The following is a 9,042-nucleotide window of genomic DNA, read 5'->3' on the forward strand; positions in this document are numbered from 1 at the left end:
CAGGGACGGGGACGTTCAGAGGTTGATTTGAGGTTTCGCGTGCGGGCCTGTTGACGCTCCGGTTTGCCCGCTTACCGACGATTCGTGAGTACGTTCGAATTCTGTGGGTTCCCTGTGCTAGCTTCCGCGGCCTCCGGAGGTCCGCTCCGCAGAGGCCACGCCGATGGGCGCCGTATGCGCTTGTCCGTGTGCCCGCGTCGAGCGGTCTCCTCATCACCAGCCAGTTGGAGGTATGCGTGACAGGACGTCATTCGCCCGGTCGAAGACGCAAACTCATCCGCACGGGAATCGCCACGGCCGCCGCTCTCGCGGTGGCCGGCGGCGCGGCTCCGTTTCTGCTCCAGGGTGCCCAGGCCGAGCCGGGTGCCCTGACGATCCCGGTCCCCGACCGGTTCGCACCGCTGAAGAACACCGTGCACGCCGCGGGCACTTCGGGGTTCCTCACCAGGGAGGAGCAGGAGGGCGACGCGTACGGCACCGGTTTCGGGCCCATGGGCGGCTACCGGTGGATCCCGCAGAGCGGCGACGCACAGGCCGTCGGCTCGGACCCCGTTGATTCCGGTGTACGGGTGGACGGTTCGGCCTCGGACGTCGTCGCCCTGTACACGAAGGCGTCCCGCACGGTCGAGTTGAAGGACCTGAAGGCGGGCACGTCGACGACGTTCACCCTGCCCGACGGGCACAGCTACCTCGGCGCCACCGGCGGCGCCGTGCTCACCGCCACCTCGAAGGACACCGGCGGCATCGAGGCGCTGCACGTGCTGCGCAAGCCGGACGGCGGCGAGCTCACGGACACCACGGTGACCGGTGCCGTACCCGCATCGGCGTGGGCGGTCGGCGCGGACGGACACACCGTCGCACTGCGCACCCCCGTCAGCGGTGGCCAGCAGATCACGCTCGTCGACCTGGACACCGGACGGGCGACCTCGGCCTTCCCGGTCGCGTGGGCGAGCGCGCAACTGCAGGTCGTACTCTCCGACACGTACGTGGGCTGGTACGACAGCGAGTCCGGCGACGACAAGGTGCATCTGCTGCGCCGGGACAAGCTCGACGGCGCCGAGACGACGGTCGACGTGGCCGGCAGTCGCGAGCACCCGGCCACCGTGGCGGTACTCGGCGACCACGTCCTCGCCGCCACCGGCTATTCGCCGCAGCAGCCGGGCGATGAGTACCAGTTGCGCCGGGGCGGGGAGCTGCGCGCACTGCCCATCGGCGGTGGCGAAGCGAAGACCCTGCTGCCGCACGCGGCCCTGTCCATGACGGCGGCGCCCGACGGTGGCGTCCTGGTGACGGGCGGCGCGGACGCGGGCCACTGGGCGGTACGCAAGGCCACGGTCGGCGCCGACGGCACGATCGGCCTCAGCACGGTGCACGAACTGCCCGCACGCGCCGGTCAGTTGCGCCAACTCGCCCTGGCCGGCGGAGTGCTGGCGACGGCAGAGTGGGACACCGACTACTACCCGTCGGTCTTCAAGCGCACCCTGGACCTCGGTGACACCCCGTCCGCGGGTGACCGCTCGGTGCTCGCGCAGCCCGAGGCGACGGAGACCGACACGCATGACGTGCGCCGGTACGCGGGTGCTGTTCCCGTCGGCACCGGTGACGGCCGGTTCGCGTACAAGGTCAACTACGCGTGGTCCACGGAGAAGTCGCACCTGGAGGTGCGCTCGTCGGAGCAGGACTCCCTGTCGTTGCCGCTGCCGCGGACCGATGCGAGTGGGCAGACCACGACGTACGGCAGCGAGGTGCTCTCGGCCTCCGGCCGCTATGTCGTCTTCGGTGAGGGCACCGACGCCGACGACCACCAGTACGTGGCGGACATGGCGGCGAGCGGCGGGCCGAAGATCGTCTCCGAGCGGGTGGGCGGCGGCAGCGCCGTGTGGGGCACCGAGCTGTGGACGGTGGGTGACGCCGACGGCACCATCAAGGCCGTCGACCTCAAGTCCGCGGCGACCGAGGAGACCGTCGACATCGGCTGCACCCCGACCCGGCTCCAGGCCGTGGGTCGCTGGGTCGCCTGGGACTGCGCCTCCGGCTCCGGGCTCTACGACCGTACGACGAAGCAGAAGACCGGCCTGCCCGTCGCGAGTGAGCTGGGTGACGGCTATCTGCTCAGCCTCGACAAGGACGCCGGGAAGGTCCGTCTGGCCGACCTCCAGTCCGGCACCGTCGGTGACACCCGGGACCTGGCCGATCTGCCCGGCGCCGGCGGGAAGATCTCGGCCGACCGGTTCGGCGGTGGGGTCGCCTGGCTGGACACGGCCACGGGTGTCGTGCGCGCCGAGTCCACCGGTCTGCCCACCTCGCCGCTCGCCAAGATCGAGTCGCACCCCGACACGTCCGTCGACCTGAAGTCCACGACGGACGCCCGCTGGGACGGTTCCTGGCAGCTGTCCAAGCCGGCCGCGTCCGGTGCACAGGTCGTCATCAAGGACAGGGCGGGCCGTGCCGTGCGGACACTCGCCGCCACCGCGCACGGCGCCGCGCTCACCGCGGACTGGGACGGCAAGGTCTCCGACTCGGCGTACGCGACCGACGGGACGTACACCTGGACGCTGACCGCGCCCCCGAAGGACGGCCAGGGCGCGGCCCTGCAGCTCACCGGAAGCATCACCGTGACCGGCGGCGCACGGGGCTACCACGATCTCAACGGCGGCTCGGGCGACGTGATGACGCTCAGCTCCTCCGGATACCTCACCACCCACTACGGCGACGGCAAGGGGGCCTTCGGCAGCAAGGCGTCAGGCTCCGGCTGGCCCGCGGGCAGCTATGCCGTGCCGTTCGGAGACCTGACCGAGGACCGCTGCAACGACCTCCTCGTCCGCACACCCGACGGCACCCTGCGCCGCTACCCGGGCAAGTGCGCGGGCGGCGGGTACACCCCCGACAGTCCCTCCACGTCCATCGGCACCGGCTGGCAGCAGTACAACCTGCTGACCGCGCCCGGCGACCTGACCGGCGACGGCCGTACGGACCTCGTCGCGCGCCAGGCCTCCACGGGCGACATGTACCTGTACGCCGACGACGGCGCCGGCGGGTTCAAGAGCCGGGTGAAGATCCGCTCGGCGTGGACCACGTACAGCCACATCGCCGGCGTCGGCGACCTCAACGGCGACGGTTTCGGAGAACTGCTCGCCCGCCGCAGCGACGGCACGCTCTTCCGCTACGACGGTACGGGCGCGGGCCAGTTCAAGGAGCGGGTCACCGTCTTCACCGCCTGGGGCAAGACGTACAACGCGATGGTGGGCGTGGGCGACGTCACCGGTGACGGCAGGGGTGACCTGGTCGTCCGGGACACCTCCGGCACCTCTACCGCAACGACGGCAAGGGGAACGGATCGTTCACCTCGCGCACGCAGATCACCACGGGATGGCAGGGCTACAAGGGCCTGTTCTAGAGAAGACCACTGAAGGTCTCGCTCTCCGGCCCCGACGCCTTCGCGTCGGGGCCGGTCCCTTGTGCGTGCGCGGCACCCGCGCCCGTCGGTCCGGCGGTGACCGTCAGGTCCGCAACGCCGGGTGGTCCGCCACCACCGTGCACGAGCCCGGTGCGATCTCCGTGAAGCCCGCGTCGCGTACCACCGGAAGGCCGCTCGTCGTCAGTTCGCGCCAGCGGTCCGGGACCGCCGTCCGCACCGCGAGCGGGAAGCCAGCGGCGCGCCACTGTTCGCGCTGCTCGTCCGAGAGTTCCCACCAGGCGAGTTGGGCGCCGTGGCCGGCCTGCGCCATCGCCTTGCCCGCCGACATGTCGAGGTCGGGGCTGAGCCAGAGCACCGGCTGAGCCGGGTCCGGGGCGGGCGGGGGCTCGGGGTCGTCCAGGTCGGTGCCGGACACCTGGAGGCGGGCCAGGTCCTTGGGCCAGCCGTCGAGGGGTACGGGCGGATAGACCCGTACCTCCGTGGCGCCGCCGTCGACCGTGATGCCGGGCAGCGCCTCCGCGCGCCGCCACTCGGCGCCGCGTGCCCGCCGGACCACCTTGCGGATCCGGGCGTCCTGCCAGTCCCGTACCGCCTCGGCCCAGGGGCCTTCGTCCAGGGCGCGCTCGTCGGAGAGCAGCAGCAGGACCGCGCGGGCCGCCGTCTCCAGGGCTTCGGTGCGCGCGGGCGGCGCGGACTTCTCGATCCGGACGACGAGCGGCAGCACGTACTGCGGTGCCTCGTCGCGGTCGGTGCTCTCGTGCCGGAACGGGCTGTCCTGCGCGGGTCCGTCGGAAGCGGAGGAAGACGCGGAGGCGGACGCGGAGGCGGACGTGGAAGCGGAAGCGGACGGGGAGGAGTTCGGGCTGGTCACGCGTCCAGTCTGCCAGCGAGCGCCACCGTCCCTCCCGCCGGGCGCCGTTGGGCCGTTAGAGTCGACCCTGCCCTCCGGAACGGAGGGACCGACCGGCCGAGGAGGCCGGTCAGCACGACCGGAACCGGGGGTTCGGATGAAGAGCGAACTGTTTGCGTCGCAGAACATGGCACAGCCCGCCACAGCGCCGGGCATGAGCCTGCAGAACTCGAAGTCGATCAAGTACGTGATCAACGGCGAGATGCACGCCCGCCAGGGCTCGATGATCGCCTTCCGCGGCAATCTGCAGTTCGAGCGCAAGAGCCAGGGCGTCGGCGGCATGCTGAAGCGCGCCGTCACGGGTGAGGGCCTGGCGCTGATGGCGGTGCGCGGCCAGGGCGAGGCGTGGTTCGCGCAGGAGGCGGCCAACGTCTTCATCGTCGACATCGACCCCGGCGACTCGCTCACCATCAACGGCCGCAACGTCCTGTGCTTCGACCCCACCCTCTCGTACGACATCCAGACGGTGAAGGGCGCGGGCATGACCGGCGGCGGGCTGTTCAACAGCGTCTTCACCGGTCAGGGCAAGCTCGCCGTGATCTGCGAGGGCGACCCGATCGTCATTCCCGTCAGCCAGCAGGCCCCGGTGTACGTCGACACCGACGCGGTGGTCGGCTGGAGCACCCACCTGCACACCTCCATGCACCGCTCGCAGAGCTTCGGCTCGATGATCCGCGGCGGCTCGGGCGAAGCGCTCCAACTGATGCTCCAGGGCGACGGTTTCGTGATCGTGCGGCCCAGCGAGGCGATCCCGCACAAGCCCGCGCAGGCCTGACCGCGTGCACCTGACCGGGGTCGGCCGGCGCTACGGAGCGCTCGGCCCCTGGGTGCTGCGCGGTGTCGACCTGGACGTACCGCCGGGCACGCTGATGCGCGTGTCCGGCGCCAACGGGAGCGGGAAGTCGACGCTGTTGCGGTTGCTCGCCGGGATCGACGCGCCCAGCGAGGGCCGCGTCACCGGCCGCCCCCGCACCGCGTACGTACCGGAGCGCTTCCCCTCGTCCCTGCCGTTCACCGCGCTCGGCTACCTCACCCACCTCGGCCGGGTGCACGGACTGCGGAGCGCGGTCGCGACGGAGCGGGCACGGGCGTGGCTGGAGCGCTTCGGCGCGGCCGGCCACGCCCGTACGCCGCTGCGCGAGCTGTCCAAGGGCACCAGCCAGAAGGTGGCCGTCGCCCAAGCGCTGCTCGCCGAGCCGGAGTTGCTGATCCTGGACGAGGCGTGGACCGGCCTCGACGTGGACGCCCGCGCTGAACTCGACCGCACCGTGGGCGAGTTGACCGCCTCCGGAGTGGCCGTGGTGTACGTCGACCACGATCCGCGCCGGCTCGCGGGCGCCGTCGACGCGGCGTACCGGGTGGAGGGCGCGGCCCTGCTCCCCGACACCGGCCAGGTTCACGAGCCCGCGCCCCGCGTCACGATCGTGGCGCGCGGCCGGGCCGGGGCACCGCTGCCCGCCGGGCTGCCCGAGGACGCGCGGGCGGAGCTCGACGCGGCGGGCGGGGCCACGGTCACGGTCCCGGCCGCGCACTCCGACACGGTCCTGCGCGCCCTGCTGCGCGCGGAGCCGCCGTGGCACATCCGCGCGGTACGGGAACCGGAAGCCGAGCCTTCCCCTCTTTCGTACGCCGATCTTTCCTACGTCGAGCGCGGAGCCGAGGACCGATGAACGCCCTGTTCCGCTACCACTCGGCGCTGCTCCTGCGCTCCCAGCGCTGGCTGCCGCCGGTGCTGGTCTACGGCGCGCTCGTCGCCGTCGGCGCGCAGCCCGGCGACCCGGTGCTCGACTCGCTCGGCTACGCGGCCGCGGCCCTGCTGCCCGTGGCGGCCTGGCTGGCCCGCATCTGCGCCACCCAGGAGCCGCCCGCCGCCCGCCATGTCACGGCCGCGGCGACCAGTCCCGCGCGTACGCATCTGGCCGCCCTGCTCACCGCTGCGGCCACCGCGGCCGCGCTCGGGGCGGCGGGCAGCGCGCTGGTCATGGCGATGAGCGACTGGTGGAGCGCGGACCACCGCACGCCCATCGCCCCGGTCCCCGGGATCGTGGCGGGACTGCTCGCGGTGGCGGTCTGCGCGCTGGTCGGCACGGCACTCGGCGCGCTGTGCACCTGGCCGCTGCTGCGCAGCCCCGGCTGGTCGGTGATGGTCACGGCCCTTGCGGCGCTGCTCGCGGTGGTCACGCCCGGCTCACCGGCACAGGTGGTGGTGACGGGCCTGATCACCGGTTCACGTGCGGGCACGGCGCCGGTCCTGGTGCTGCCGCTCGCGGCCGCGGCGGTACTCGCTGCGGCGGCGACGGCCGGGGCGTGCGCGCTGACCTCGCGCCGCACTTGAGGGGTTTGGCGGGGTTCAGCCCGAGCGGGCGTTCCGCTCCGCCTCCCGCCACTCGAGGACCGCCCCGAGGCCGGCCCCGAGGTCAGCCCCGAAGCCAGTGCCGCGGATCCGGCTTCAGCGGCCGGCGGTGCCGATCAACTCCGAGACCCGGACGAACCGGTAGCCCCGCTCGCGCAGTTCCGGTACGACCTTGCGGATGGCCCGTTCCGTCGCGGGCGCCGCGCTGCGGGTGCAGTGCATGACGACGACCGAACCGGGCTTGACCCCGCGCAGCACCTCATCGGCGACGGCGTCCGAGTCGGTGGCGAAGGCGTCGCCGCTGACCACGTCCCACTGCACGGCGGTGACGCCCGCCCGGCCGACGGCGCGCAGCGCGGCGCGGTCGTAACAGCCGCCGGGGAAGCGGAAGTACGGCATCGCGTTGGTGATCCCGGCCTTCTTGAACGCGGCGAACGCCCGCTCCACATCGGCCCGCATCTTGCCGGGCGCGACGGTCGGCAGGCCGTAGCAGCGCGAGGTGAACGCGTAGTGGCTGTACGAGTGGTTGGCGACCTCGAACAGCGGGTCGGTGCCGATGGCGCGGGCCTGCGCCGGGTACTCCTCGGCCCACCGCCCGGTCATGAACACGGTCGACGGCACCTTGAGCCGCCGCAGGGTGGCGAGCAGCGCGGGGTTGTCGAACCGCTCGCCCCCGGCCGCGCGCGGGCCCTGGTCGGCGGTCATGTCGGCGTCGAAGGTGAGCGCGACGGTCTTGCCCCCGCCGCGCGCCCCGCTCTTGAACACGGGCGCGAGTCCGGCGGGGCCCGGCGCGAGCGTCGGCGGCCGGGACGCGGCGGGCGACTTCGCGGGCCGGTCCGGTTCGGGTGCGGAGGTGTGCTCGGTACCGCAGCCGGTGAGGACGGCACCGAGGACGCAGAGGGCGGCGAGTCTTCGTACGGGAACGATCACCCGGTGAAGATAACTGGATAAATAGGACTATTCGCTTAGCCGCGCGGAGCCTCACGAATGGTGTGCGGGCGTGCGGGTGTGCCGGGGTGCCGGGGTGAGCGTCAGTCCGGGACGTTCGCGGCGATCTCGCCCGCGAAGTCGGCGGCGAGGTCGCAGAGGTCCTGGCCGGGGCCGTCGTTCTCCGGGGCCACGTGCACCACCGCCATCCCGAACGACGTCGGCCACACCACCAGACAGCCCGCGGCGTTGCCCGAGGAGCGGGCCGAGGGCAGACCGTCGACGCTGACCGGCGTCGGCGCGGGCTCGATCGGGGTCTCCTCGCTGTAGTAGAGCGAGACCTCGGCGACGGCCTCCGTCTGCGCGTCCCACAGCGTCCAGACGCAGCCGCCGTGCAGCGCGACCCCCGCACCCTCGGTCTCCGCCTCCCGGCCGGAGTCGAGGCCCCACGCCTCGGCCGTCGACGCGTCCACGGCCGCGCACGCGTCGGCGGAGTCGGGCGCCGCTCCGGACCGACCCGACTCGCCGCCGCCGGACGGCAGTTCGCCGCTCCCGCTCCCGCTCTCGTCGCTGTCGCGGGCCAGGAGCCAGATCCCGGTACCGGCCGCCCCGCACAGCAGGGCGGCGGCCACGGTGGCGATCAGCAGCCGGCGCGCCCGGCTCGGATGCGCCGGCCGGTCGGCCGCGTCCGCCGTGCCCCACTCCTGCCGGTCCTCGTCCCACAGGTCCATGCCGGTCACCCCTGTACGCCGAGGAGTTGGCTGATCTGCTGGGCGAGCGTCGCCGTCGACGCGAGCCCCGCCGCGGCCGTCGCGCCCAGGTCGAGCCGCTCGCGCAGCCGCCGCAGCCGGTCGGGCCGCACCTGCCCGGTCGCGTCGATCTCCTCCTCGGCCTCGGCGAGCCCGGCGTCGATCGCGGCCGCGTCGTCGTCCCTGCTCGCAGCGGGCCACGGCCGGTCCGGGCTTGTCGGCGCGGCCGAGAGCCACCTTTTCGAGGCGGAACGCGTCGTCACGTTCGGGGTCGCCTGGATGGAACGGGAAATCGGGGCCGGCGGAATCCAGGCGAATCCACGCGGGATAAACCCCCCGATCGGCGGGTAAAATTCGGGCAATCCTCGAAGAGGTGCGCCATGGATCCCTGGCTGATCTGGCTGATCGCCGCCGCCGTACTGGCCGTGGCAGAGATCGCCACACTCACCGCCGCGCTCGGAATGCTGGGCGTCGCCGCTCTGATCACGTCGGGAACGGCCGCACTCGGTCTTCCGGTGCCTTTCCAATTCCTGGTGTTCGCCGCCGTCGCCACCGTCAGCGTGCTCTTCGTACGGCCTTTCGCGGTACGGCACCTGCGCCGGCCCGAGGTGGCCAGGTTCGGCGTGGACGCGCTGGTCGGCAAGGCCGCGTATGTCGTGGCCGAGGTGTCGGGCGAGGGCGGGCG

At 72.8% G+C, this 9,042-nt stretch carries 9 protein-coding genes; 5 read left to right on the forward strand and 4 right to left on the reverse strand.

What is annotated here, in order from left to right; translation table 11 throughout:
* Positions 1-236: 236 nt before the first annotated feature.
* A complete protein-coding gene (locus GUY60_RS39690) occupies positions 237-3,410 on the forward strand; it encodes an FG-GAP-like repeat-containing protein (RefSeq protein ID WP_161695921.1) in 3,174 nt (1,057 codons plus the stop codon).
* 90 nt (positions 3,411-3,500) lie between these two features.
* On the opposite strand, the gene GUY60_RS09640 is transcribed toward GUY60_RS39690, so the two are convergent.
* Entirely contained in the window at positions 3,501-4,289 is a 789-nt protein-coding gene (locus tag GUY60_RS09640) for a peptidyl-tRNA hydrolase (protein ID WP_161695923.1), read from the reverse strand.
* 136 nt (positions 4,290-4,425) lie between these two features.
* On the opposite strand from GUY60_RS09640, the gene GUY60_RS09645 reads away from it, so the two are divergent.
* The 3 genes from GUY60_RS09645 to GUY60_RS09655 are packed head-to-tail and all read left to right on the forward strand — an operon-like array spanning position 4,426 to position 6,663.
* A complete protein-coding gene (locus GUY60_RS09645; protein ID WP_161695925.1) occupies positions 4,426-5,103 on the forward strand; it encodes an AIM24 family protein in 678 nt (225 codons plus the stop codon).
* A gap of 4 nt (positions 5,104-5,107) precedes the next feature.
* Positions 5,108-5,998: an ATP-binding cassette domain-containing protein gene (locus GUY60_RS09650; RefSeq protein ID WP_161695928.1), complete on the forward strand. Its 891-nt coding sequence runs from the start codon at positions 5,108-5,110 to the stop codon at positions 5,996-5,998.
* Positions 5,995-6,663: an ABC transporter gene (locus GUY60_RS09655; protein ID WP_161695930.1), complete on the forward strand. Its 669-nt coding sequence runs from the start codon at positions 5,995-5,997 to the stop codon at positions 6,661-6,663. The genes GUY60_RS09650 and GUY60_RS09655 overlap by 4 nt, the downstream gene beginning before the upstream one ends.
* A gap of 114 nt (positions 6,664-6,777) precedes the next feature.
* Here the strand turns inward: GUY60_RS09655 and GUY60_RS09660 are convergent, their stop codons facing one another.
* From GUY60_RS09660 to GUY60_RS09670, 3 genes are all read right to left on the reverse strand, one after another.
* Entirely contained in the window at positions 6,778-7,611 is an 834-nt protein-coding gene (locus GUY60_RS09660; RefSeq protein ID WP_161695932.1) for a polysaccharide deacetylase family protein, read from the reverse strand.
* 101 nt (positions 7,612-7,712) lie between these two features.
* Positions 7,713-8,339, reverse strand: coding sequence for a DUF3558 family protein (locus tag GUY60_RS09665; protein ID WP_161695934.1), 627 nt, complete (start codon positions 8,337-8,339; stop codon positions 7,713-7,715).
* A 5-nt stretch (positions 8,340-8,344) separates the two neighbouring features.
* Positions 8,345-8,620 (reverse strand): hypothetical protein, encoded by a 276-nt coding sequence (locus GUY60_RS09670; protein WP_161695936.1) that lies wholly within the window; start codon positions 8,618-8,620, stop codon positions 8,345-8,347.
* 117 nt (positions 8,621-8,737) lie between these two features.
* Between GUY60_RS09670 and GUY60_RS09675 the strand changes: the two genes are divergently transcribed.
* Positions 8,738-9,042: NfeD family protein (locus tag GUY60_RS09675; RefSeq protein WP_161695938.1), on the forward strand; the 305-nt coding region annotated here is incomplete at its 3' end.

The organism is Streptomyces boluensis, from assembly GCF_009908195.1.
Lineage (GTDB): Bacteria > Actinomycetota > Actinomycetes > Streptomycetales > Streptomycetaceae > Streptomyces > Streptomyces boluensis.

Coding starts and splice junctions, on each gene's coding strand:
- GUY60_RS09645 (WP_161695925.1), top strand. CDS start 4,426: ATGAAGAGCGAACTGTTTGCGTCGCAGAACATGGCACAGCCCGCCACA.
- GUY60_RS09655 (WP_161695930.1), top strand. CDS start 5,995: ATGAACGCCCTGTTCCGCTACCACTCGGCGCTGCTCCTGCGCTCCCAG.
- GUY60_RS09665 (WP_161695934.1), bottom strand. CDS start 8,339: ATGGACCTGTGGGACGAGGACCGGCAGGAGTGGGGCACGGCGGACGCG.